Genomic DNA, 24938 nt, shown 5'->3' with positions numbered 1-24938 from the left:
CCGCTGGGCGCGACATTAGGCGGCTGGGAGCGCGTCCGGCTGGTCTGTGCGTGCACACCGTGGGCTCACAGTGCACAATCGGCGCGATGGCGATCGTGCTCGACACCTCGCGACTGCCGGTGGCGAGGCGCGCCGAGGCGGTCCGCGCGGCCCTGGCCGCGCAGCTCGCACCGGCCGCGGTGTCGGTCGCGGAGCCCGCCGACGCCCGCCTCGGCGTCTGGCCGCTGGGCCCCGGCGCGCGCCTGCTGCACGCCGGGACCGGCCCGCTGCGGTGCACCCGCACGTCCGGTCAGCCGCGCGGCGGACCACCACGCCTGGCGCTCGGCCTGCCGGTCAGCGGCGCGATCCGGCTGCGGCGCCGCGACCTGCCCGCCGCCGGCGGCGTCGGCGAGCTGTTCCTGACCGACCTCGACCAGCCCTTCGACCTGCACGTCGAGGAGCCGTCGGTCATCGTCGCGCTGCTGGTGGACCACGACCGTCTCGGCGTGCCGGTCGACGCGGTCCGCAGCGCGGCGCCACGGCTGGCCGCGAGCCCGATGCACGACCTGCTGCGCCGCCACCTGGCCCAGCTGCCGGCGGTCCTGGACGAGGACTGCCCGGACGAGTCGGTCCGGCTGCTGGGCTCCTCGGCGGTCGAGCTGCTGCGGGCCCTGATCGCTTCGGTCGCCGCCCCGGACGCGTCGTGGCTGCGCGCCGGCAGCCTGTTCGCGCGGGTGACCGCCTTCGTCCACGCCCACCAGCGTGACCCCGACCTGTCCGCCGCCCGGCTGGCCGTCGAGCACGGCGTCTCGGTCCGGGCCGTCTACGCCGCCTTCGCCGCCCGCGGCGAGCGGCTCGCCGAGTCCGTCATCCGGGGCCGCCTGCGCGGCGCGCACCGCGAGCTGGCCGAGCGGCCCTCGGCGACGGTGGCGTCGGTCGCGAAGGGCTGGGGCTTCGCCGACGCCCGGCACTTCGCCCGCCGCTTCCGCGCCGAATACGGCCTCGCCCCCGCCGACTGGCAGCGCCGCGCACAGACCACTGCAGGCGACCCGGCGCGCTGAGCGCTGGAACGTGCGCTTCCGCGCTGAGGACGGCCTCGCCCTCCGTCGGCTGGCAGCGCCGCGCGCGGGCCACGGCAGGCGACCCGGCGCGGTGAGTGCGGGCCACGACGGTCAAGCGGGCGCGCTGAGCGCGGGAACGTGCGCCCGGCGGGCGGGACGGCCGCCCCGCCCGCCGGGCTGATCGCGGGCGCTCAGCCGACCGGGATCGCGGCGAGAGCGCTCGCGCCGATCGTCGTGACCCGCGCGCCGGGCGGCGCGGCGACCGCGGTGCGCCGGCCGCCGGCCACCCGCCAGACCTGCGCGGAAGTGCCGGCCTTGACCAGGGTGCCGTCGGCGGGCCGGCCGTCCGGCAGCGTGGTGATCCACCTCGGCGGCACGGAGGTGCTCGGGGTGCCGCCGTAGCCGGCCGCGGTGAGCTCGTCCGGCGAGGCGAACCACATCCTCGCGCCGCCGGCGACCACCCACACCCCGCCGCTCTGCCGGTCACGGATCAGGGTGCCGTCGCGGGGCGCGCCGAGCAGCACGGCGAGCTCCGCGTCGGACATCGGCCGCGGGGTCACCCCGGCGTATCCGGCGGCCTGCAGCTCGGCCGGGCTGGTGAACCACACGGCGGCGCCCCCGGCGACGACCGCGATGCCCCAGTCGTCGTCGCGGACCAGGGTGCCGCCGGCCGGCTCCCAGACCGGCGTGGACCAGGTGGTGCCGCCGCCGGTGACGCGGGTCAGGGTGAGCCTGCCGTCGTCACCGAGCCGCAGCGCCGACGGTCCCTGGCTCCAGGTGCCGGTGGACCACGCGGCGGTGCCGTCGGCGCGGTAGAGCACGACGTTACCGTCGAGCTGGTTGTCCAGCCGGACGCCACCGCCGGCACCGCTGGTGCCGCTCGCCCACAGCGGCGCCGCGCCACCGTAGAGGACCAGGTTGCCGTCGGTCTGCAGCAGCAGGCGGAACCGGCCGTCCGGCGACACGACCTGCTGCGACCAGAGCGGCCGCCAGCACCGGCCCGGGTCCATGGCGGGCAGGGCCGGGTCGGCGGGCGGCACCGCTGGTGCGCCGACGCACTCCGGGCGCAGGAACCGGTAGGCCTCCGACAGGCCGGTGTGGACGGGTTCCTTCGCGGTGCCGTCGGCGCGCAGGACACCGAACGTGCATTCGCCGTTGGTGAGGTCGGTGCACGGGTCGCGGAACGTGTAGAGGAACAGCGGCCCGGTGTAGGGCCGGGCGCGCCACAGCTGCACCGCCCGGACCATCCGGTCGCGCACCTGCGCCAGGGTCATGACCGGCCGGCCGTGCTCCAGGACCGTCATCGGCAGACCCCATTCGGTGCCCCAGATCTTCTTGCCGCCGTCGCCGTGCGCGAGCATGACGGCGCGGACCCGGGCCAGCTCCCCGCAGCCGGTGTCGGGTCCGAGCATGTTGCGCCAGGGCACGCACTGCCCGGTTGCCGGGTCGACGACGGGCAGGTCGGGGTTCCACTCGAAGTAGGGGTGGTGCGCGACGGCGTCGAAGTCGCCGCCGTAGCCGTTGGCGTATGCCCACTCCAGCCACGCCGATGGGGCCCGGGCCGGGTCGTTGTCGGGCACGCCGGCGGAGCCGCCCGCGACCACCACGCAGTCGGCGCAGCGGGCGTGCACGGCCTGACCGGCGATGCGGGTCAGCTGCCAGTAGCGGACCATCACCTCGTGCGGGGTGTTGCCGCCGTACTTGCCGAACGTCCACAGGTTCGGCTAGGCCTGGACCCGGCCCTGAAACCGCGGCGCGCTGTAGTGCCCGGCGGTCGCGGACACGATCGCGGCCCACTCGGCGTCGTCGTCGGGCAGCCAGGTGGTGACGTAGGCGTGCGGGTCCTGCGCGCCGCCGTCGAAGTCGCGGTTCGCGGGACCCGCCGGGTCGTGCTCGCCGTTGGCCCACGGCGGCGCGTACCCAAGAATGATCATGACGCGCATGCCGCGGGCGACCGCCGCGTCGACGACGGCGTCGGTGCCGGCGAAGTCGGGCGCGCCGGTCGCGGCACCCTGCCGCGCCCACCAGTCGAGCTCGACCCGCAGGAACGGCGCCTGCCCGGGCACGAAGGCGGCCATCCGGTCGAGGTCCTGCACCCCGCCGTTGAAGCCGACGTCCATGGACGTGTACGCGCCGGCAGCCGACGAGGCGGGCTGTGCGGCAGGCAGCGGGGCGGGCGGCGGGGCGACCAGCAAAGCGGGCGCGGCGAGCAGACCGGCGGCCCATCGGGGCGCCCTCGGCCGGCCCCCGCGGCCGGCCGAGGGGCGGGTTACACGGGACAACGCAGTTCCTTCCATCGATCGGGCGGGTGGCCCGTGGACCGTACCGAAGAGGCCCGGTCCGTCGCGGCCCCGTGAGCGGGCTAAGGGTTTCGCTAGAGAAGCACCGCGGCCGGCCCGGGGTGCCGGTGGGCCGCGTGATACTCGACTTCCCGCTCACGCCCCGGTCTGTCCGCGGTCCACCGCCGGAGGGCCCGGGCCCCACCGAAGGCGGTGCAGCCCCATGGCGCCCGAGCATCTCGACGACCGGCCCTCCAGCGCTCGAGACGGGTTGCTCGCCCGGCTGCTGGCCGCCGGCGACACCGACCGGGACCGGCTGCTGCTGGACGTGGTCCGCGCCGCGGTCGTCGCGGCCACCGGCAAGCCCGGACCGGTCGACGCGGGTCTCGCGTTCCGGCAGCTCGGCGTGTACCGCGCGATCGGCACCGCGTTGCGGGAGGAGCTGGCCGCCGCGACCGGGGTCCGCATCCCCGCGACGCTGCTGTTCGACTACCCGACGCCCCGCGCCGTCGCCCGGTTCCTGCGCGACGAGCTGCTCGGCTCGGAAGCCGAGGCCCAGGTCGCGGTGGCCGGTGCGGGTGCTGCGGCCGACGACCCGGTCGTGATCGTCGGCATGAGCTGCCGGTACGCGGGCGGCGTCGACACACCGGAAGCCCTGTGGCGGCTCGTCGCCGACGGGTCGGACGCCGTCACCACGTTCCCCACCGACCGCGGCTGGCGGACCGACCTCTACGACCCCGACCCGGACGCGGTCGGCAGGTGCTGCACCCGGCACGGCTCGTTCCTGCACGACGCCGCCCAGTTCGACCCGGCGTTCTTCGGGATCAGCCCGCGCGAGGCGCTCGGCATGGACCCGCAGCACCGGCTGCTGCTCGAGGTCGCCTGGGAGGCGCTCGAGTCGGCCCGCATCGACCCGCTGTCGGTGGCCGGCCGGCCCGGCGGCGTCTACGTCGGCGTGCCCTACACCCACTACGGCCCGGCGCTGCACAAGCCCGCCGACGGGATGCACGGCTACCTGCTGACCGGCAGCCTCACCAGCGTCGCGTCCGGCCGGGTCGCCTACACCCTTGGCCTGGAGGGGCAGGCCGTCACCGTCGACACCGCCTGCTCGTCGTCGCTGGTCGCGCTGCACCTGGCGACCCGGGCGCTGCGCGGCGGCGAGTGCGAGCTCGCCCTCGTCGGCGGGGTCACGGTCATGTCGACGCCGGGTGTGCTCATGGAGTTCAGCCGCAAGCGGGGGCTGTCGCTCGACGGCCGCTGCAAGGCGTTCTCCGACGACGCCGACGGCACCGGCTGGGGCGAGGGCGCCGGCATGCTCGTCCTGGAGCGGCTGTCCACCGCCCGGGCCCGCGGCCACCGGGTCCTCGCCGTCGTGCGCGGCTCCGCCCTCAACCAGGACGGCGCGTCCAACGGTCTGACGGCCCCGAACGGCCCGTCGCAGCAGCGGGTCATCCGCGCGGCGCTCGCCGACGCCGGCCTCGGACCGTCCGATGTGGACGCTGTCGAGGCGCACGGCACCGGCACCGCCCTCGGCGACCCGATCGAGGCGCAGGCCATCCTCGCCACCTACGGCCGGGACCGCGACGGTGACCCGCTGTGGCTGGGGTCGCTGAAGTCGAACGTCGGGCACACGCAGGCCGCGGCCGGCGTCGGCGGGGTCATCAAGATGATCCTCGCCATGCACCACGGCGTGCTCCCGCAGACCCTGCACGTCTCGGCGCCGTCCACCCACGTCGACTGGGCGAGCGGCAACGTCGCGCTGCTCCGCGAGGCGGTCGCCTGGCCGGAGACGGGCCGGCCGCGCCGCGCCGCCGTGTCGTCGTTCGGTGTCTCCGGCACCAACGCCCATGTCGTCCTCGAGGCCCCCGCGCCCGAGGACACCGACGCGCCCACGCCGCCGGTGTCCTCGGGGCCGGCGGTGCCGGTGCCGATCGTGGTGTCCGGCCGGGGCGAAGCGGCGCTGCGGGCGCAGGCCGCCCGGCTGGCCGGGTTCCTCGGCGACCAGGACCTCGCCGCTGTCGGCTGGTCCCTGGTCAGCACCCGGGCCGCCCTGCCGCACCGGGCCGTCGTCGTCGGCGCCGACCACGGGTCCGTCCGCGAGCAGCTGCTGCGGGTCGCCGACGGGACCACGCCCGGCGCGCTCGCCCGGCCCGGCGGGAAGGTCGCGTTCGTCTTCCCCGGCCAGGGCTCGCAGTGGGCCGGCATGGCCGTGCGCCTGCTGGACACCGATCCCGGGTTCGCGGCGTCGATCGCCCGGTGCGAGGCGGCGTTCGCGCCGTACGCCGACTGGTCGCTGACCGCCGTGCTGCGCGGCGAACCGGACGCCGCCCCGCTGAGCCGCGTCGACGTGGTCCAGCCGGTCCTGTTCGCGGTCATGGTGTCCCTCGCCGGGATGTGGCGGGCCGCCGGCGTCGAACCCGACGTCGTCGTCGGGCACTCCCAGGGCGAGATCGCCGCCGCGTGCGTCGCCGGCATCCTCTCCCTCGACGACGCCGCCCGCGTCGTGGTGCTGCGGAGCCAGGCGCTGTCCGCCCTCGCCGGCAAGGGCGGGATGCTGTCGGTGGCGCTGCCCGCGGACGAGGTCGCGCGGCGCATCGCGGAATGGGACGGCCGGCTCGGTGTCGCGGCCGTCAACGGCACCACGTCCGCCGTGGTGTCCGGCGAGCCCGGCGCCCTCGACGAGTTCGCCGCGGTGTGCGCGGCGGCGGCGGTACGCACGAAGCGCGTCGACGTCGACTACGCCTCCCACGGGGTGCAGGTCGAGGCGATCCGCGACCGGCTCCTGGAGCTGCTCGCCCCCGTCGCGCCGCGGCCGGCCGCCGTGCCGATGCACTCGACGGTCGGCGCCGACCTGAGCGGCGTCACCGTCGGCGGGGCCGACTACTGGTACCGCAACCTGCGCCACAGCGTCGAGTTCGCCGGCGCCGTCCAGGCCCTCACCGGCGCCGGTGTGACGACGTTCATCGAGGTCAGTGCCCACCCGGTGCTGACCGTCGGGATCCAGGAGACCCTGGAGAGCCTGGCCGTGGACGCGTTCGTCACCGGCACGCTGCGCCGCGACGACGGCGGCCGGGACCGGTTCCTCGACTCGCTCGGCGCCGCCTACGCCCACGGCGCGGCCGTCGACTGGACCGGCGTCTTCGGCCCCGACCGGCGGACCGTCGCCCTGCCCACGTACGCGTTCCAGCGCCAGCGCTTCTGGCTCGAGGCCCCGCTGCTGGAGGACGCCGCGTCCGTCGCGACCGGGCAGACCGTCGACGGCGACTTCTGGACCGCCGTCGAGCAGTCGGACGCGGCCGGGCTCGCCGGCGTCCTGTCCGCCGACGCCGGTGCGGTCGCCGCCGTGCTGCCCGCCCTGCGCGCCTGGCACGAGCACCGCGCCGTGCGCGGCCAGGTCGACGGGTGGCGGTACAAGATCCGCTGGGACGCCCTGCCGGAGCCGCCGGACGTCATGCTCACCGGCGAGTGGCTGATCGTCCACCCGGACCCGGAGACGGTGCCGGGGCCGGTCATCGCCGCGCTGACCGCGCACGGCGCGACGGTGCGCACCCTCGCCGTGGACCCGGCCGGCACCGACCGGGCCGGGCTCGGCGGGTCGCTGCGCGGCGCGCTCGCCGGCGACATCCCCGTCGCCGGGGTGCTGTCGCTGCTCGGCACCGACGAGCGGGTGCCCGCCGCCGGGAACCTGCTGCTCGTCCAGGCCCTCGACGACCTCGGAGTGACCGCGCCCCTGTGGTGCGCGACCCGGGGCGCGGTCGCCGTCGACGGGGAGCGCCTCGCCGCACCCGCGCAGGCACAGACGTGGGGCCTCGGCCGGGTCGCGGCGCTGGAGTACCCGCGCACCTGGGGCGGCCTGATCGACCTGCCGGTCACCGGGTTGGACGCCCGGGCCGCGGCCAGGCTGTGCGCGGTGCTCGGTGGCCTCGGCGGTCTCGCGGGGGAGGACCAGGTCGCGGTGCGGGCCACCGCCGTCCTCGGGCGGCGGCTGGTGCACGCCGGGACCGGCGGCACCGCCCCGGCCCGCGCGTGGCGGCCGTCGGGGACGGTCCTCATCACCGGCGGCACCGGCGCGATCGGCGGGCACGTCGCCCGGTGGCTCGCCGCCGCCGGCGCCCGCCGCCTGGTGCTCACCAGCCGCCGCGGCGCGGAGGCGCCCGGGGCGGCCGCGCTCGTCGCGGAGCTCGCCGCGGCCGGCGCCGAGGCGTCCGTCGTCGCGTGCGACGTCGCCGACCGGGACGCCGTCGCGGCGCTCGTCGCCGACTGCGCCGACCGGGGCGAGCCGATCACCGCCGTCATGCACACCGCCGGCATCGCCGACCTCGCCGCGCTGCCGGACCTGACCCTCGACGGGCTGGCCACCGTCGCCGCCGGCAAGGTCGGCGGTGCCCTGCACCTGCACGAGCTGCTGGACCGGTCCACGCTCGACGCGGTCGTCTACTTCTCCTCCATCGCGGCCGTCTGGGGCGTCGGCGACCACGGCGCCTACGCGGCGGCGAACGCCCACCTCGACGCGCTCGCCGAGCAGCAGCGCGCCGACGGCGTCCCGGCGCACTCGGTCGCGTGGGGGCCGTGGGCCGGCGGCGGGATGATCGTCGACTCCCTCGCCGACACGCTGCGCCGCCGGGGCGTCCCGCTGATCGACCCCGAGCCGTCGATGCACGCACTGCAGCAGGTCCTGGACCACGACGACACCACGGTCGCGGTCGCCGACGTCGACTGGGAGCGCTTCGCCGCCGTCTTCGGCAGCGCCCGGCCGAGCCCGCTCATCGGCGCGCTGCCCGAGACCCGCCGTCTGCTCGAAGCGGCGGCCGAGCCGGCCGGGACGGCAGGAGCGGCGGGCGGCGGCGAACTCGCCCGCAGCCTCGCCGGGCTCGCCCCCGCCGAGCGTGACCGGGTCCTGCTCGACCTGGTCCGCGGGCAGGTCGCCCGGGTCCTCGGGCACGCGTCGACGGCCACGGTCGAGTCGTCGCGGGCGTTCATGGAGCTGGGCTTCGACTCGCTGTCGGCGGTCGAGCTGCGCAACGGGCTCAGCAAGGCGACCGGGCTGCGGCTGCCCGCGACCGCCGTGTTCGACCACCCGACGCCCGCGCACCTGGCCCGGTTCCTGCGTGCCGAGCTGTTCGGGGAGGCGCCGGAGACGCCGGTGGCGGCGCCCGTCGCGGCCGCCGACCGTGGCGACCCGATCGTCATCGTCGGGATCGGCTGCCGGTACCCCGGCGGCGTCCGCAACCCCGAGGACCTGTGGCGGCTGGTCGAGGGCGAGGTCGACGCGGTCGGCGCGATGCCCGCCGACCGCGGCTGGGACCTCGCCGGCCTCTACGACCCGGACCCCGACCGCGCCGGCACCACGTACGTGCGGCACGGTGGCTTCCTCTACGACGCCGCCGACTTCGACCCGGAGGCGTTCGGGATCAGCCCGCGGGAGGCCGTCGCCATGGACCCGCAGCAGCGGCTGCTGCTCGAGGTCGCCTGGGACGCGTGCGAACACGCCCGGATCGCCCCGACGTCGCTGCGCGACAGCCGCACCGGGGTCTTCGTCGGCATGGCCGACCAGGCCTACGGCTCCCGGCTGCAGTCCGGTGCCGAGGGCATCGAGGGGTACCTCGTCACCGGTGGCGCGTCGAGCGTCGCGTCCGGCCGGGTCTCCTACGTGCTGGGCCTGGAGGGCCCGGCGGTCACCGTCGACACCGCGTGCTCGTCGTCGCTGGTCGCGCTGCACCTCGCGGTGGAGTCGCTGCGCCGCGGCGAGTGCGACCTCGCCCTCGCCGGGGCCGCGATGGTGATGTCGACGCCGTCGCAGTTCGTCGGGTTCAGCCGGCAGCGCGGCCTCGCCCGCGACGGCCGCTGCAAGGCGTTCGGGGCCGGCGCCGACGGCTTCGGCCTCTCCGAGGGCGCCGGCATGGTGCTGCTGGAGCGGTTGTCCGACGCCCGCGCCAACGGCCACCCGGTCCTCGCCGTCGTGCGCGGCACCGCGGTCAACCAGGACGGCGCCTCCAACGGGCTCACCGCGCCCAACGGCCCGTCGCAGCAGCGGGTCATCCGCACCGCGCTCGCCGCCGCGGGCCTCGCACCGTCCGAGGTGGACGCGGTCGAGGGGCACGGCACCGGTACCCTGCTCGGCGACCCGATCGAGGCGCAGGCGATCCTCGCCACCTACGGGCAGGACCGCTCCACGCCCCTGTGGCTCGGGTCGCTGAAGTCGAACATCGGGCACACGCAGACCGCGGCCGGCATCGGCGGCGTCATCAAGATGGTCCTGGCGATGGAGCACGGCACGCTGCCCAGGACGCTGCACGCCGACGAGCCGTCGCCGCACATCGACTGGTCGGCCGGGTCCGTCGAGCTGCTCACGCGGGCCCGGCCGTGGCCGGCGGGCGAGCGGCCGCGCCGCGCCGGGGTGTCGTCGTTCGGCATCAGCGGCACCAACGCCCACGTCATCCTCGAAGAGCCACCGGTGGACACCGCGCCCGACGCCGGTGGCACGCCGGTCGCCGGGCCGGTGCCGCTGCTGCTGTCCGCGCACGGGCCGCAGGCACTCGCCGCGCAGGCCGCGCTGCTGCGGGCGCGGATCGGCGGGGCGGGACCTCGTACCGACGCCGCCGACGACGACCCGGCGGACCTCGCCGACGTCGCGTGGTCGCTGCTGACCACCCGGGCCGCCCTGCCGCAACGCGCCGTCGTCCTCGGCCGGGACCGCGCCGACCTCGCCGAGGGCCTCACCGCCCTCGCGACCGGTGCGGAGCCCGCCACCGGACCGGCCGTCGTGCGGGGCACCGCCGACGTCGACGGCCGGGTCGTGTTCGTCTTCCCCGGCCAGGGCGCGCAGTGGGCCGGGATGGCCGCCGAGCTGCTGGACACCGCACCCGTCTTCGCCGCGTCCGTGCGGGACTGCGAGGAGGCCCTCGCGCCCTTCGTGGACTGGTCCCTGAGCGCGGTCCTGCGCGGCGAGGACGGCGCTCCCGGCCTGGACCGGGTCGACGTCGTGCAGCCCGCGTCGTGGGCGGTGATGGTCTCCCTCGCGGCGCTGTGGCGCGCCCACGGCGTGCGGCCCGACGCGGTCGTCGGCCACTCCCAGGGCGAGATCGCCGCCGCCTGCGTCGCCGGGATGCTCAGCCTCGCCGACGCCGCCCGGGTCGTCGCGGAGCGCAGCAAGGCGATCGTCACCCTCGCCGGCAGCGGCGCGATGGCGTCCGTCGCGCTGCCCGCCGAGGCGGTGCGGGACCGCATCGCGAACCTCGGCGCCGACAGCGGCCGGATCAGCGTCGCCGTCGTCAACGCGCCGACGGCGGTCGTCGTCGCCGGCGAGGTCGCGGCCGTGCACCGGTTCGTGGCGGACTGCACCGCCGACGGCATCAGGGCCCGGCTCGTCGACGTCGACTACGCCTCGCACTCCGAGCAGGTCGAGTCGATCGAAGGCGCGCTGCTGGAGGCGCTCGCGCCGGTCCGGGGCGTCCCCGGCACGGTGCCGATGCTGTCGACCGCGACCGGGGAGTGGCTCGCCGGCCCGCAGTTGGACGCCGGCTACTGGTTCCGCAACCTGCGGGCGACGGTCCGCTTCGCCGACGGCGTCCAGCGCCTGGTCGAGGACGGCTACCGGGCGTTCGTGGAATGCAGCCCGCACCCGGTGCTGACGGTGGCGGTCCAGGAGACCGCCGACGCGAGCACCGACGGCGCCTACGTGGTGGTCGGGTCACTGCGCCGCGGCGAGGGCGGCCCGGACCGCTTCGCCCGCTCCGTCGCCGAGCTGCACGTGCGTGGCTGCGCGGTGGACCTCACGCCGCTGCTCGGCACCGGCCGGCGCACCGTGGACCTGCCGACGTACGCCTACCAGCGGCGCCGGTTCTGGCTCGACGCGGCGCCCGCCGGGCCGGCCGCGGGCGCGCCCGCCGACGACCGGTTCTGGGACGCGGTCCGCCGCGGCGACGTCACCGGTCTGGCCGGCGCCACGTCGGCCGATCCCACCGCGCTCGCCGCGGTCCTGCCCGCGCTGCGGACCTGGCACGAGGACTCCCGGGTCCGGGCCGCGGTCGACGAGCTGCGCTACGCCGTGCGCTGGGACGCCCTCGCCGAGTCCGCCTCGGCGAGGCTCACCGGCAGCTGGCTGGTGGTGGCCGCCGAGTCGGCGGACGGCGGCGTCGACGGTCCGGCCGGGGTGCTGCTGGACGCGCTCAACGCCCACGGCGCGGCGGCGCGGCTGCTGCGGCTCCCGGCGGGCGAGGCCGACCGCGACCGGATCGCCGAGCGGCTCCGCGCGTGCGCGGACGGCCCGGTCGAGGGTGTGCTGTCGCTGCTGGCCTGGGACGAGTCGCCGCACGGCAGCATGCCGGAGCTGCCGGCGGGCCTCGCCGGCAACGTCGGGCTGCTGCAGGCGCTGCACGACGCCGGCACCGGCGCGAAGCTGTGGTGCGCGACCGGCGGGGCGGTCTCCGTCGGCGCCGGTGACGTGCTGCACCGCCCGGCCCAGGCACAGGTGTGGGGCATGGGCATCGTCGCCGGCCTCGACGACCCCGACGGGTGGGGCGGCCTGGTCGACCTGCCCTCCACAGTGGACGCCGCCGCGGCCGGGCGGCTGTGCGCCGTGCTTGCCGGGATCGGCGACGAGGACCAGGTCGCCGTCCGCGCCGCCGGTACCTTCGGCCGGCGGCTGGTCCGGGCGCCGCTCGCCGGCGGCCGTGGCCGCCCGTGGCGCCCGAGCGGGACGGTGCTGGTGACCGGCGGCACCGGGGCGCTCGGCGGGCACGTCGCCCGCTGGCTCGCCGGCGCCGGCGCGACCCGCCTGGTGCTGACCAGCCGCCGCGGGATGGCGGCGCCCGGCGCCGCCGAACTCGTCGCGGAGCTCGCCGCGCTCGGCGCCGAGGCGACCGTGGTGGCCTGCGACGTCGGCGACCGCGAGCAGGTCCGCCGGCTGCTGGCCGAGCTGCCGGCGGGTTCGCCGCTCACCGCGGTGGTGCACGCGGCCGGGGTACCCGGCGACGAGCGGCCAGTGGCCGGCACCGACCTGGCGGACATGGCCGCGGTGCTGCGCGGGAAGGCCGCCGGTGCGATGCATCTCGACGCGCTGCTGGCCACGGTGCCGCTCGACGCGTTCGTCATGTTCTCCTCCGGCGCGGGCGTCTGGGGCAACCTCGGCCAGGCGGCGTACGCGGCGGGCAACGCCTACCTGGAGGCGCTCGCCCGGCACCGGCGGCACCGTGGCCAGGCGGCGACGTGCGTGGCGTGGGGCGCGTGGGAGGCCGGCGGCATGGTCGACGCGGGCGAGTCCGACCGGCTCGCCTCGCACGGGATCCTCGCCATGGACCCGCGGCACGCGGTCGCGGCGCTGCGGGACGCGGTCGAGCACGGCGAGGCCGCACTCGTGGTGGCGCGGGTCGACTGGGCCCGGTTCGGTGCCCTGTACTCGATGGCGCGGCACCGCCCGCTGCTCGACGGGCTGCCCGAGGCGCGGCCGGCGCCGGCCGCCGTGGAGGAGTCCGGGACGGGCCGCCCCGAGCCGGCGCAGCGGCTGCTCGGCCTCGCCGACGACGAGCGGCAGCGGGAGCTGGTGCACCTGGTCCGCAGCCACGCCGCCGGCACCCTCGGCCACGCCACCCCCGACGCGGTGTCCGCGCAGCGGCCGTTCCGTGAGCTGGGCTTCGACTCCCTGACCGCGGTCGACCTGCGCAACAAGCTGACCGCGGTGACGGGGTTGCGGCTGCCGGTGACGGTCGTGTTCGACCACCCGACACCGGCCGCGCTCGCCCGGCACCTCAACACGGAGCTGGTCCCGGACGCCGGCGGCGACCCGCTGCAGGCGCTGGACGCGCTCGCCGCGGCGCTGCCCGCCGAGGACGCCGACCCGGGCACGCGACGGCAGGTCGCCGAGCGGCTGCGCAGCCTGCTGCGCCGCTGGGACGACGGGCCGGCCGAGGCCGCGGACGGGCTGGCCGAGGCCGACGACGACGAGATGTTCGACCTGATCGACCGCGAGCTGGGCCTGACCTGACCCGCGGCGGGCCGCTCCCCGCCGGGGGAGCGGCCCGCACACCGCATCGCTGCCGTAGACACAGAGATGGCCGGGACTGGTGTCCCGGCCATCGTCGCGTGCCCACCTGCCGCCTTCAGCGCCGCACGTACTCGCTGAGCACCTTCGGCGGCCACGACCCGACGCCGAAAAGCCCCATGGAGTAGGCCTTCGACACCAGCGCCGCCCGGTTCGGCACCTTGAACTGGCGCAGCATGTTGCTGACGTGATACTCGATGCCCTGCCGGCTCAGGTAGAGCTTCGCGGCCAGTTGCACGGTGGGTACACCGGTGGCCACTCCCTCGAGGATCTTCGCATTGATCTCGGTCAAGATCTTGTTCGGGCTGATGAGCACCCGGCGGTCATCCTCGCCCTTGTCGGGTGCGACCAGGACGACGATTGTCTTGAGCTGCCCGGCGTCGCCCTGTACGGCCATTCCGGTGAGGGATCCGGTGAACGCGGTGCGCGTCGCCCACAGGGCGGCGAGGTGCTCCACGAAACGACCGCTGCGACCGGTGAGAAGTCGCTCGAACTGCCGCCGCATGTGCTGCCGCACACTCGGGTGCAACAGCTCGGAGAAGTCGAATCCGTACAGGTCGAAGCGCGGCTGGCCGCAGTGCTCGAGCAGCGCGGAGTTTGTGTGCTGGATGCGCAGTTGTGGATTGAGGACGGCGAGGCCGACCCCGGTCCGTTCGACAATGGACAGAAACAGCTCGCCGTATTCACTCGCGCCGACGAGAGCTGCCGGGTTGGGCTGCGTAAATGTGCAGCATTGTTCCGACAGTGTTTCACTCCTGTTTTGTCTCTGGAGCGGGCCGGTCTGAGTTGCGTCTCGAACGTCTGCCTTCAAGTTACTGACCAGAAGCATCGACACGTCTCCCAAATGCTCCAAATTTGTGATCGCATCGGGAGCCTTGCACGGCTTTCCGCGAGCGTCAACGCGAGCAAATCGGGCACCAAAGACTGTGGTAGGCGTGCGCCTAGTTCGGTGTCGTGGACCGTAGTCGGCGGCGTTGGGTGGCCGATCGGACACGCCGGGTGGCCAAGGTTTCCGCAGGGGCGCCGTCCGTGACGTGTTCACGCAGCTCAATATGGGTGCGGGTGGTCGGCCTACCGCGCCCGGGGGCCGGATCCGCGCACCCTGCGCAACGGATTCCGGACCGAAGTCCGGTTCGGCCCCACATGTGACCGTCCGGTAGCACGTAGAGGCAGACATCGATCTTGCGAAAAATTTGAGCATTGTCTTGAGGGTTCAAGGCCCTGGCGACGTATCCACGAATGCTTTCAGTGGCCTAATTATTACCCAAGGTGATCTTCCAGAGTTCGGAAGCGAACGAACCTATTCGAAGTGTACATCGGACATTTTATCCGCTACCTGGTTGAGCACCGCCTTTAGTGCGGATCGGTTGGTGACCCCCAGCTTGCGGTAGCAGTTGGTCAGGTGTTTCTCCACGGCCCGCTGGGAGATGCCCAGCCGGGTGGCGATGGCCTGGTTCGTGAGGCCGGCCGTGACCAGCTCCGTGACGGTCCGCTCCGACGGGGTGAAGGAGCCGATCCCGGGCGCCAGCTGCTCGTGGTGTGCCTCGAGCGCCACGTTGGCCGGCTCCACCAGCCAGGAGAAGCCGGCCTCGGCCGCCAGCTGCCCGCCGCGCCGCAGATCCTCCCCGGCGCCCCGCCGTCCCGTCGCGAGCAACCGGGTGCCCCGCGCCAGCAGCGCCCGCGCCAGCTCCAGCTGGTTGACGGAGCGTTCGAGGACCTCGACGGCCTCGTCGAGCAGGCGCAGCGCCTGCCGGCCGCGGCTGAGCTCACCCCAGATCCGCAGCGTCCGGCCGGTCGCCGCGGGCGACCCCCACTCCGCCGTCAGCCGGTGCTCCTCGGCGATGCGCTCGAGGGCCTCCTCGGACCGCCCGAGCCGGTGCAGCAGCGGCGCGACCATCGTGCCGGTGGGGAAGAGCGCCCGGTTGTGCCAGCCGTGCGTGGCCAGCTGCTGTTCGCACTCGACCAGCGCGGCCAGCGCCGCCTGCGGCTCGGTGGTGTAGTGCGTCGCGCCGTACAGCAGGTTGCTGACCATCGGCAGCATGCCCGTCTCGGCGTTGGCCCGCTCCGTGCGGCACAGCGCCGCCGCCCGCTGCCGCAGCCGCTCGTCCGGCACCGCGGCGGCGACCGCGAAGAGCATCGCGACGCTGATCCCGTCGTCGCCGAAACCGTCCGGCAGCACGGTGAGCGCGTTGAGGGCGCTGGCCGCGGCCGCGCCCGGATGGCCGGTGTGCAACTGCTGGAACGCCAGCTGGGCATGCACCTGCGCCGCGACCCGGCGGCACGGCCCGGCGTCGGCCGCCCGGCGGGCCTCCATCAGCCACGGCTGCAGCGCGGGCACCCGCTCGACGGCGACGGCACCGGCGACCAGGAGCGGCGCGATCGAGGCGAGCGTGTCATGGTCGGCCGGGAGGGACTCGAACAGCAGCTGCGCGAGCGGGGCGAGGTCGTCCGCGGTCAGCTCCGCCAGCATGGTCGCGCAGAACAGCAGCACCCCCGCGAGCTCCCGTTCGGCCGGCGTACGCGGCGCCGCCGCCCGGCCGCGCAGCTGGGCCGTGGCGGCGGCCAGCACCGCGGGGTCCTGCCAGCCGGCCATCCACAGCCGCGCCTCCAGCCGCTGCGTGAGCGCCGCGGCCGGCGCCGCCGGCGCGTCACGGTCCTGCTCCGCGGCCGGCACGACCGACAGCTGCTGCAGGACACCGTCGATCGCCTCGCCGGCGGCGTCCGCGCCGGCCTGCAGCGCCATCGGCGGGATCCGGGCCAGGGCGGCCGCCCGGGCGTCGTCGCCGGGCAGCTCCGGCAGCGCCTGCAGGACCCGGCGCAACAGCGTCGAGGGGTTGCCGCACCGCTCGGCGACGGCGAGCTCGACGAGGACCCGGGCCCGTTCGGCGCCGCCGGGCGGTAGGCCGCGCAGCGCCACTCTCAGGTACCGCACGGCGGTGGCCACGTCATGGCGGGCGAGGGCGCTCGCGGCGGCGTCGGACAGCACGCCCGGCGCGTACGGCTCCAGCGTGACCGACTGCTCCAGGTGCGCCGCGACCCGCTCGGCGGGCGCACCGGCCCGGTACAGCGCCTCCGCCGCCTGGACATGGCCGACCGCGAACGACTCCGGGCAGATCGTGGCGCCCACGACGTGCCGCACGACCGCGTCCAGCACCGGCTGCGGCTCGGCGGCGCCGTGCAGCCCCATCGCCCGCAGCGCCCGGGCGGCGGTGCGGGCGCCGACGTCGTCGAGACCGGCCATCCGGCCCACGAGGCCGGGCTCCGCGTCGGCGCCGAGCAGCACGCCGCGCAGCAGGTAGGCGCGCAGCGGCTCGGGCAGCGCCGCGACCGCGGCGGTCACCCGCCGGCGCAGCGGCTGATACGCGCGCCCGGTGACGTCCGGCAGGCCGCCGGCGAACCCGGACCATCCGGCGGCGTCCGCCGCCATCGCCCGCACCACCGACGGGTTGCCGCCGCTGAGCCGGTGGCAGCGCTCCACCGCGGCCCGGTCCGTCGCGGCCCGGTCCGCCCCGGTGCCGGCCAGGAGCCGTTCGACCCCGGCGATGGTCAGCCGGGCCGGATGCAGCGTCCGGTCGGCGCGGGCCAGCGCGGCGCGGACCCCCGGCCGCTCGGCGCCTGCGTCGCCGTCCAGGACCGCGAACACGACCAGGACGCTCACCCCGCCGGCCCGGCCGCCCGCCGGTCCGCTCAGCCGGTGCAGGCGGGTGAGCCAGGCCAGGCTCGCGTCGTCGGCCCACTGCAGGTCGTCGACGGTGACGAGGAGCGTGCCGGTCCGGGTCGCGGCCGAGGCGCGGACGTCGCGCCACAGCCGCGACGCCAGGCCGCGTGACAGGCCCTGCTCGACCCGGGTGGCGACGGCCGCGACCACCGGCACCCCGGCGGCGAGGGCGACCTCCGCGGCCTGCATCAGCAGCGCGGACTTGCCAGCGCCCAGGTCGCCGGTGACGGCCAGGACGCCGCCGGTCCCGGCCCGGAGCCTGGTCAGTGCGGCGCCGCAGACGTCTCGCTCATGGTCCCGCTCGATCAGCACACCGCAGAGTGTTCCCCAGCCGCGCCACCCAGCACATCGGAAAGTTCCGATCTGCTGGTGATTCCCAGTTTCCGGTACGCGTTGCTGAGGTGCAGCTCAACGGTGCGCTTGGTGATGGCGAGGATCTCCGCGATGGCCGCGTTCGGCAGCCCGTTCGCGGCCAGCTCGGCGACCCGCAGCTGGGCGGTCGACAGGGTCGTGGCGCCGCCGCCGGTCTCCGGGTGCCGGCCGGCGGCCCGTCCCGTGTTGCGGTGCACCGTGACGCCCTTGGCGCGCTTGCCGGCCCTGGCCGCGCCGGCGCCGCCGACCCTGACGCTCCAGCCGTTGCCGGGCCCGATCCGGGCCGCGGCGCGCAGGGCCGCGTCCGCGGCGGGCGACCGTGGCCGGCCCGCCGCCGCGCTCTCGAGGGTCAGCAGCGTCTCCGCCGACCAGCCGCCCCGCATCGCGGCCCACAGCGCCACGACCGCGCGGTCCGCCCGGGTCACCCCGTCGCCGTGCAGCAGCGACGCGCGCAGCTCGGTGAGCGCGACGGTGCCGCTCGCGCCCCACCGCTCGGCGGCCAGCCGCTCGGCCCGCAGCAGCGCCGCGGCCTCGTCGTCGCGGCCGCGGACGTGCTCCCACACCGCCGCCTGGGACCGCCACGGCAGCAGCGCCGGGTTGCGGTGCCCCGCGGCCAGGCACCGGCGGCCGCACTCGTGCAGCATCCGCACCGCCGCGTCGACGTGACCGTCGGCGGCCTCGGCGACCGCCCGGGCGTAGAGCAGGTACGCCCAGGCGACGCCCTGGTCGCTGCCCGGCGGCAGGGGCGCGGCCAGCGCCGCGCGGGCCTGCTTCCCGCGGCCCGTCGCCAGCAGCTGCATGAGCTGCAGCGCCCGCAGCCGCGGCAGGGTGCTGGCGTGCCAGGACTGCTCCGGCAGGCACTGCCCCAGGTCGTGCAGGTCCCGCTCGGCCTCGGCGAGGCGGCCGGTGCGCAGCCACAGCTCCACCCGCGCGGCGAGCGGCCCGGCCGCGTGCCCGCCGGCGCCGCGGGACGCCTCGACGAGCCCGTTGAGCCGGCGCTCCGCCGCGTCGAAGTCCTCGGTGAACGTCAGCGCGCGGGCCGCCGCCACCTGGACGGCGGGCGGCACTACGGCACCGGCCGGCGGGTCCAGCGCGGCGAGGGCGTGCCGGCGGGCGCGGTCCACGTCGTCGCCCGCGACCGCTTCGCGCCACGCGAGGACGCCGCGCCCGGCGGGGTCGGTGGCGGCGCCGTCGGGCGCGGGCACCCGGTCGGAGGTCAGCTCGGGTGCGGTGCCGGACCGGTCGACCGCCAGCCAGTACAGCGCGGCCAGGGCCGACGCCTCACCGGACGGCGCGGCGACCCGGTGGTGGGTGGCGGCCAGCTCGCGCCGGGCGGCCTCGTCGTCGCCGCGGACCAGGAGCCGGTCCGCCGCGGCGAGCCGCACCGGCGACGCCCCGCCGTCCGGTGCCGTGCGCAGCACCGTGCGGTAGGTGCGGCCGGCGGCCTCCGGCGAGCAGGTCAGCTGCACGTCGCCGAGGGTCAGCCAGGTCGTCAGCCGCAGCGGGTCGTCCATCGGCTCGCGCAGGGCGCGGCTGTACAGCGTCGTCGCCGCGTCCCAGGACCGTTCGGCGGCGGCCGCCGCGGCCGCGGCCAGCAGCGCGCCGAGCGCCCACGCGGGCCAGCCGGGCTCGGTCGCGCTCAGCAGCCGGCCGACGACGACGGGTGGCAGGCCCTTGTCGTGGGCGGTTTCGGCGGCGTACCGGCGCAGCGCGGCCCGGTCGGCGCCGTCCATCGCGGCGAGCACCACGTCGGCGACGAGGGGGTCGGTGGCGTCGAGCCCGGGGCAGCCGGGCAGGCCCTGGGTGAGCCTGGCGGCGAGGCGCTCCGGCACGCCCGCCCCGAGCAGCGCCCGGATCCGCAGCCCGCGCAGCTGCGCGGCGGACAGCTCGGTCAGCCGCTCGGCGACCTGGTCGCGCCGCACCTGGCGGCAGGCGGCGTTGAGCCCGTCGAGGTCGAGGTGGTGCAGCCCGTACCGGCGGACGGCGGCCACCAGCACCGCCGGGTCACCCGCGGCCGCGGCGGCGAGCAGCACCGCGGGGTCCCCGGCGGCCGCGGCGGCCAGCAGCGTCCCGGTGTGCGCGTCGAAGGTGCCCCCACCGGCGGTGGCGAGCACGGACCGCCACCGCGCGGCGGCCGCGGCGCTCCCCACTGAGCCACCGGCGCCACCACCGGCGGGACGGGTCCCGGTCACGAGACGCCCCCTTCGGCCGGCTCCGCGAGCGGAGCGGTGGCCCGGCGGGTCAGCGGCATCGGCTCGACGATGCCGGCGAGGGCGTCCCTGCGCCGGATGCCGAGCCTGCGGTAGACGTTGGTGAGGTGGAACTCGACGGTCCGCATGGAGATGAACAGCTCCTCGGAGATCTGCCGGTTGGTCGCGCCGCCGGCCGCCAGCCGCGCGACGGCCCGTTCGCTGCTGGACAGCTCACCACAGGCGGCGAGCTCGGTGCCGGTGCGCCCACCGGCGGAGCTGAGCACGTTGCGGCAGTGCGCCGCCAGCACCATGTAGCCGAGCCGGTTGGACAGCACCATGCCGTCGCGCAGATGCCGCCGCGCGGCGGTGCGGTCGCCCAGGACCGTCAGGGTCCGTCCGAGCATCAGCTGCGCCTTCACCTGGTGGATCGGCGCCGGTGAGCGTTCGAGCTCGGCGAGGGCAGCGAGCAGCAGCTCGACCTTGGCACCCTGCTCGGTGAGCGCGGCCCGGGCCAGCAGCGCCATGCCCGCCGTCCGCGGTGTGCGCCACCGGCCGCACTGCTCCTCCGCCTGCTCGAGACGCAGGTGCGCCTCCCGCTGGTGGCCGCGCTGCGACAGCAGGATGATCTCGTCGAGCCACCAGCTGCTGAACGCGGGGCTGCACACCCCCGCCTCGTCGATGACCTTCCCGCAGCCGCGGAGCCGCTGCAGCGCCCGGTCGTGGTCCTGGCCCCAGTAGGCGGCGAGCGCCGTCGCGCCGACGGCCTGCACCTGCTCCCACAGCGGCATGTCGGAGCCGCGTTCCAGGATCGTCTCCATCCCCGCCTCGGCGGCGAGGACCCGGGCCTGGGCGCTGTTGACGATCGAGATGCTCGTGTGCGCCGACCAGGTCGCGGCGCCCCACTCGTTGTCCCCGGCGAGCCGCAGCGCCGTCGTCGCCTCCGCCCAGGCGGCCTCGAGCTCGCCGACCTCGAGCAGCACGTGTGCCCAGGTCGCCCGGGCGACCGCCTCGGCGCACGGCTCGCCGCGGTCGCGGTGGTGCCCGGCCAGCCGGCTCGCCGCGGCGAGCGCGCCGGCGGTGTCGTCGGCCATCAGCAGCACCCGGGTCGCCATCAGCGGCGCCCAGCTGTCGCCGGTCACCGGACGGTCCAGCACCAGCCGGGCGTACCGGGTGGCCCGCTCGACGTCGAGCCCCTCGTAGGCGGTGGTGAGCGCGTGCACGGCGAGCATCCGGTGGGTGGACGACGCCCCCGCGACGCTGGCCGGCGCGTCACCGATCCGAGACCGCACGGTGTGGTAGGTGGCGCCGCCGATGACGGCGTTGGCGGCGAGCGTCGAGTCGACGGTCGCGAGCTGGACGCGGTCCCGCAGCGTCGGGGTGTTCCCGGCGGCGCGGCGCAGCGTCTCCATGGCGTCGTGCAGCAGGTACGGAGCGGTCGGCTCCCGCCCGGTGACCAGCGCGGCGAGACCGAGGCAGACCACGGCCCGGGCCTTCGTGCGGGCGTCGCCGGTGCGGGGCAGCGCCTGCCGGGCGTGCACGAGCGCGGCCGACGGGTCGACGTTGAGCAGCGCGACGGCCACGTCGACGGCGGCGTCCGGCGAGTGCGGCTGCGCGGCCAGCAGCCGGGTCCGGATGCGGACCGCGGCGGGCGCGTCGTGCCGGTAGGCGAGGGCGGCCGCGTCGCGCAGCCGCTCCAGCATCCAGGGTTCGTCGAGGTCGCTGAGCTCCAGCAGCACCTCGGCGATGCGCCGCACGGGCGCGTCGGCGTCGTTGAGCATGACCGCGGCCCGGCGCCGCAGGCGCTGCAGCTCGTCGGCGGCGATCAGCCCGAACAGCTCCGCGGCGACGGCGGGCGGCACCGGCCGGTCCGCGTCGCCGGTGACGACCCCGGTGTTGCGCAGTGTGGCCAGCCGGGCGACGGTGAGCTGCGGCGGCAGCCCGGCGAGCGCGCCGACGAGCTCGGCGTCGGCCTGCTGGAGCACGGCGGTGGCGACGGCGACCCTCAGCAGGTTCGGCTGGCGGCTCAGGAAGCGGCGCAGCCGGTCGGTGCGCGGCTCGGCGCCGGCGTGCTCGGGAGCGTCGAGGTCGAGGATCAGCTGCCGCGGGCCGGCGAGGATGTCGGCGAAGAGGGTGTCGAGCGCCGGGTGCTCACGGGGCTCGACGGCGAGGACCACCTGCAGCGGCCGGCTGGTGCAGCGCCGCAGCAGGTAGTGCAGCCAGCGCAGGGTCGCCCCGTCGCACCAGTGGGCGTCGTCGACGACCAGCCGCACCGGGCCGAACTGGAGCAGGCCCAGCGCCCGCCGGTACAGGTCGAGCACGGTGCGGTGGCCGCCGTCGGCGGGGACGACGTGGGTCCCGGAGCGTGGCTGCACCGGCAGCAGCTGCCGCGCCGCGGCGAACTCCACCGCGGCGTCGGCCTCCGTGCAGGTCGCGGACAGCACCGTCACGCCCGGCGCGGCCGGCGCGCGCAGCAGGCTGGTCTTGCCCGTGCCGTACGCGCCGGTGACCACGACGACGGCGACGGCCTCGACATCCGGGAGCACCGGCCGGCCGTCGCGCACCGGCGGGGTGCCGGTGCTGCGGTCCGGTTCGGCGGGCTGCGGTGTCATGACGGTGTCCCATCCGTACGGTCGGTGTCCCTGCGGTCGTGCCCCGGGCGGTGCCCCGCGGTGCCCGGTCAGGCGGTCCGCGGCGCCCGGGTGAAGCCCGTGATGATCACGGCACCGACCAGCAGGTGCAGCAGCGCGAGCGACACCTTCGTGCCGGCGTCCGTGCCGCCGAGCGGCCCGAGCAGCGACAGCAGCAGGAAGACGACCGCGATGACGGTCCAGATCGTGCGGCCCTTCGCGGTGAGCTTCTCCAGCAGGGCGAGCAGGCCCCAGCCGAGGAGGCCGACGACGACGACGGTGAGGACGACCGCGACGGCGGTGACCGTCTGGGTGGTGCCGCCGGACTTGACCACCAGGTCACCGGCGACCGAACTGGCGATGAAGAAGACGACAAGAGCGAGGACGGCGGCGCCGGCGATGGCGAGCGGACGCACTGCGGACGGCTTCATGTGCGGGGGTACCTCCGGGGTCGGTGGAACGGATCTGCCGCGTTACGGCACGGGTGACGGTTGTACCGCGTCGAGCGCACCGGGCGGCACGGCGGGGCACAGTCCGGCGGCGGCGGCCCGGTCCAGCAGCGCGCGGACGGCGGCCAGCCCGTCGTCGCCGAGGTCCTCGGTGAACCCGTTGACGTACAGGGCGATGTGTTGCGCCGTCACCTCCGGCGCCATCTCCTGGGCGTGCTCGCGGATGTAGTCCTGGGACGCCTCGGGGTGCGCCCAGGCGTGCCGCACGGACGCGCGGACCGCGCCGGTGACCGCGGCGATGCGCTCGGGGCCGAGGTCGCGGCGGGCGACGATCGCGCCGAGGGGGATCGGCAGGCCGGTGTCCTCCTCCCAGAACCGGCCGAGGTCGACCAGCTCCAGCAGGCCGAACGACTGGTACGTGAACCGGGCCTCGTGGATGATCAGCCCGGCGTCGACCTTGCCGTCGCGGACCGCGGGCATGATCTCGTGGAACGGCATGACGACGATGCCGCCGAAGCCGCCCGGCACGCCGCGCTCGGCCCACAGGCGCAGCAGCAGGTAGGCCGTGGACTGCTCGCTCGGCACGGCGACGACCGCCTCGCCCAGCTGCGCCGGCGTCAGCGGCGAGCGGGCGACCAGCAGCGGGCCGCAGCCGCGGCCGAGGGCCCCGCCGCACGGCACGAGCGCGAAGCGGTCCAGGAAGCCGGGCAGCGCCGCGTAGGAGATCTTCATGACGTCGAACCGGTCGCTGCCGGCCAGGTGGTTGGTGACGTCGATGTCGGCGTGGGTGACGGTCGTCGCCGGGGTGTCCGGCAGGAGCCCGTGCGTCCACGCGTGGAAGACGAACGTGTCGTTGGGGCACGGCGAGTAGGCGATCGACAGCGGCCGCTCGGTCATGGGCGGATCTTACGGCCGGACGGGGCGGCTTGTCCCGGTTCGGTAGGGGCGTCAGGTCGTCAGGGGATCAAGTGTGGTGATTTCCCCAATCTCCGCCACGGCACGATGCCACCAGCAGAACTGCGTCGGTCGCAGACCGCTGCCCGTTTCCCCGTGTCCGGCGCATCCCAGCCGGGCTCGCTTCCGGCACCCGAAGGACGAATCGATGACGACCGTCATGGAACCCGCCGCGGCGCTCACCGACGCATGGCTGGCCGCCGACCTGGACGAGTGGACCGTGCGGGTGGTCCGCCGGCACTTCGACCCGGCGACCGGCAGCCCCTACTGGCTGGCCCGCCGGCCGCACCTCGGCTTCGACCCCCTCGAGATCACCCGCTACGACGACCTGGCGCAGTTCGGGCCGTTCTCCCTCGCCACGCTGCGCGAGCTCGACCCGGTCCAGCTCGTGCCGTCCGACGTGCCGCGGCCCCTGGCCGGGCGGATCTGGGAGTCCGGCGGCACCACCGGCAAGCCGTGCCGCATCTTCCACACCCCGTCGATGGCCGAGCACCACACCGCGTGGCGGCTGCAGGGGCTGCGCCTGACCGGCTTCGAGCCGGGCCGCACCTGGCTCTACGCGTGCCCGAGCGGGCCGCACATCGTCGGCCGCGGCGCGAACCAGATCGCCGAGCTGTACGACTCGACCGTCTACACGATGGACCTCGACCCGCGGTGGATCAAGACGCTGATCCGCGACAGCCGGCTCGTCGAGATGAACATGTACGTCGAGCACACCATCGAGCAGATGACCGACGTGCTGGAGACCGGCCGGGTGCACTACCTGGAGACGACCCCGGCGATCCTGCAGGCCCTCATCTCCCGCCGCCCCGAGCTGGTCGCCGGCCTCGAAGGCGTCGGCCTCGGCGGCACCCAGCTGACCCCGGCGATGTACACCGAGATCGCCGAGGCGCTGCAGGGCGGGCTGATCGGCATGACCTACGGCAACACGTTCGGCTGCGCGATGGGCCTGCCGGTCGAGCGCGACGGCGCGATCCTGCCCTACCTGCCGAACTACCCGCAGGTCACGATGGCCGTCGTCGACAAGGAGGACCCGCGGCGCACCGTCGGCTACGGCGAGACCGGCCGGGTGCGCCTCACCGTCCTGCACGACGACCTGTTCCTGCCCAACATCATGGAGCGCGACCAGGCCGTCCGGCACCGCGTCGACGGCTGGCCGTGCGACGCCGTCGCCAATGTACGGCCGCTGCAGATCACCTCCGCCGCGCCCGAAGGGCTCTACTGAGCCCCGCCCGCAAGCCCCCACAAAAGAGTCGATGAGGAGTCGT

Annotated in this window: 11 protein-coding genes; 3 read left to right on the top strand and 8 right to left on the bottom strand. The window is 76.1% G+C overall.

Translation table 11 applies throughout. The features are described 5' to 3' along the window. Window positions 1–86 precede the first annotated feature (86 nt). Window positions 87–1040, top strand: a complete 954-nt coding sequence (locus ACZ6TV_RS30870; RefSeq protein ID WP_465300805.1) for a helix-turn-helix domain-containing protein — start codon at window positions 87–89, stop codon at window positions 1038–1040. A 191-nt stretch (window positions 1041–1231) separates the two neighbouring features. On the opposite strand, the gene ACZ6TV_RS30865 is transcribed toward ACZ6TV_RS30870, so the two are convergent. Then, window positions 1232–2716, bottom strand: a complete 1485-nt coding sequence (locus ACZ6TV_RS30865; RefSeq protein ID WP_465300804.1) for a hypothetical protein — start codon at window positions 2714–2716, stop codon at window positions 1232–1234. 48 nt (window positions 2717–2764) lie between these two features. Then, entirely contained in the window at window positions 2765–3322 is a 558-nt protein-coding gene (locus ACZ6TV_RS30860) for a hypothetical protein (RefSeq protein ID WP_465300803.1), read from the bottom strand. A gap of 220 nt (window positions 3323–3542) precedes the next feature. Here ACZ6TV_RS30860 and ACZ6TV_RS30855 point away from each other — a divergent pair, with 220 nt between their 5' ends. Then, window positions 3543–13301 carry a type I polyketide synthase gene (locus ACZ6TV_RS30855; RefSeq protein ID WP_465300802.1) on the top strand — a complete coding sequence of 3253 codons (9759 nt, stop codon included), beginning with the start codon at window positions 3543–3545 and terminating at the stop codon, window positions 13299–13301. A 115-nt stretch (window positions 13302–13416) separates the two neighbouring features. Here ACZ6TV_RS30855 and ACZ6TV_RS30850 read toward each other — a convergent pair whose 3' ends face one another. From ACZ6TV_RS30850 to ACZ6TV_RS30825, 6 genes are all read right to left on the bottom strand, one after another. Continuing rightward, complete coding sequence (locus ACZ6TV_RS30850) at window positions 13417–14187, bottom strand: helix-turn-helix transcriptional regulator (protein ID WP_465300846.1); 771 nt, start codon at window positions 14185–14187, stop codon at window positions 13417–13419. A 471-nt stretch (window positions 14188–14658) separates the two neighbouring features. Then, the gene (locus tag ACZ6TV_RS30845; RefSeq protein ID WP_465300801.1) at window positions 14659–17388 is read right to left on the bottom strand and encodes a LuxR C-terminal-related transcriptional regulator; all 2730 of its coding nucleotides are present in this window, start codon (window positions 17386–17388) and stop codon (window positions 14659–14661) included. Next, window positions 17382–19640, bottom strand: a complete 2259-nt coding sequence (locus ACZ6TV_RS30840) for a LuxR C-terminal-related transcriptional regulator (protein ID WP_465300800.1) — start codon at window positions 19638–19640, stop codon at window positions 17382–17384. Before ACZ6TV_RS30840 ends, ACZ6TV_RS30845 begins: the two co-directional genes overlap by 7 nt. Continuing rightward, window positions 19637–22249, bottom strand: coding sequence for a LuxR C-terminal-related transcriptional regulator (locus ACZ6TV_RS30835; protein ID WP_465300799.1), 2613 nt, complete (start codon window positions 22247–22249; stop codon window positions 19637–19639). Before ACZ6TV_RS30835 ends, ACZ6TV_RS30840 begins: the two co-directional genes overlap by 4 nt. A gap of 68 nt (window positions 22250–22317) precedes the next feature. Beyond that, window positions 22318–22698, bottom strand: coding sequence for a DUF6069 family protein (locus ACZ6TV_RS30830; RefSeq protein WP_465300798.1), 381 nt, complete (start codon window positions 22696–22698; stop codon window positions 22318–22320). A 42-nt stretch (window positions 22699–22740) separates the two neighbouring features. Then, window positions 22741–23613 (bottom strand): 1,4-dihydroxy-6-naphthoate synthase, encoded by an 873-nt coding sequence (locus ACZ6TV_RS30825; RefSeq protein WP_465300797.1) that lies wholly within the window; start codon window positions 23611–23613, stop codon window positions 22741–22743. A gap of 205 nt (window positions 23614–23818) precedes the next feature. On the opposite strand from ACZ6TV_RS30825, the gene ACZ6TV_RS30820 reads away from it, so the two are divergent. Further along, a complete protein-coding gene (locus ACZ6TV_RS30820; protein WP_465300796.1) occupies window positions 23819–24895 on the top strand; it encodes a hypothetical protein in 1077 nt (358 codons plus the stop codon). Window positions 24896–24938: the final 43 nt, after the last annotated feature.

Source organism: Dactylosporangium sp. NPDC051087 (genome assembly GCF_055586325.1).
This window is presented reverse-complemented; position numbering and strand designations above follow the sequence as displayed.

What these genes read in the sequence shown, in the direction of transcription:
- ACZ6TV_RS30870 (WP_465300805.1), top strand. Translation starts at nt 87, where the DNA reads ATGGCGATCGTGCTCGACACCTCGCGACTGCCGGTGGCGAGGCGCGCC.
- ACZ6TV_RS30855 (WP_465300802.1), top strand. Translation starts at nt 3,543, where the DNA reads ATGGCGCCCGAGCATCTCGACGACCGGCCCTCCAGCGCTCGAGACGGG.
- ACZ6TV_RS30850 (WP_465300846.1), bottom strand. Translation starts at nt 14,187, where the DNA reads ATGCTTCTGGTCAGTAACTTGAAGGCAGACGTTCGAGACGCAACTCAG.
- ACZ6TV_RS30835 (WP_465300799.1), bottom strand. Translation starts at nt 22,249, where the DNA reads ATGACACCGCAGCCCGCCGAACCGGACCGCAGCACCGGCACCCCGCCG.
- ACZ6TV_RS30830 (WP_465300798.1), bottom strand. Translation starts at nt 22,698, where the DNA reads ATGAAGCCGTCCGCAGTGCGTCCGCTCGCCATCGCCGGCGCCGCCGTC.
- ACZ6TV_RS30825 (WP_465300797.1), bottom strand. Translation starts at nt 23,613, where the DNA reads ATGACCGAGCGGCCGCTGTCGATCGCCTACTCGCCGTGCCCCAACGAC.
- ACZ6TV_RS30820 (WP_465300796.1), top strand. Translation starts at nt 23,819, where the DNA reads ATGACGACCGTCATGGAACCCGCCGCGGCGCTCACCGACGCATGGCTG.